The sequence below is a fragment of the Citrobacter sp. wls826 genome, assembly GCF_005281245.1.
GTDB lineage: Bacteria > Pseudomonadota > Gammaproteobacteria > Enterobacterales > Enterobacteriaceae > Citrobacter > Citrobacter braakii.
This window is the reverse complement of sequence record NZ_SZWS01000053.1, coordinates 268,528-269,103: the sequence shown is the minus strand read 5'-3', so window position 1 is coordinate 269,103 and position 576 is coordinate 268,528. Positions and strand designations below refer to the sequence as shown.

The following is a 576-nucleotide window of genomic DNA, read 5'->3' as shown; positions in this document are numbered from 1 at the left end:
CTGGCCTGCCACAGACGCAGCGGTTGCGCCACGCCGTTACGGTAGCCGAGAACCGGTAGATCCCAGGCCTGGCCGGTGATAACAAACCCCGGCTCCCAGTGCCCTTCTTTGGTGACCTTGCCGCCAATCCCTACTTGCACATCCAGTGCCTCGTTGTGACGGAACCACGGATAGCTGCCGCGATGCCAGTCATCCGGGGCTTCCATCTGCTGCCCATCGGCAAATGACTGACGGAACAGGCCGTACTGGTAGTTGAGACCATAGCCCGTCGCCGATTGACCGACTGTCGCCATCGAATCAAGGAAGCAGGCCGCCAGGCGCCCCAATCCACCGTTACCCAGCGCCGGGTCGATCTCTTCTTCCAGCAGGTCGGTCAGGTTGACGTCATGCGCTTTCAGCTCATCGCTCACCGCCTGATACCAGCCGAGATTGAGTAAGTTGTTGCCGGTCAGACGGCCAATCAAAAACTCCATCGAGATGTAGTTAACATGGCGCTGATTTTTTGCCGGTTTCGCCGCAGGCTGGGCGCAGAGTAACTCAGCCAACGCCCCACTCACTGCCTGCCACCACTGGCGC

Annotated in this window: 1 protein-coding gene; it reads right to left on the bottom strand. The window is 60.1% G+C overall.

The features are described from left to right. The coding region (locus tag FDW87_RS22595; protein WP_252363179.1) for a glycogen/starch/alpha-glucan phosphorylase at positions 1–576 on the bottom strand (576 nt) is incomplete at both ends.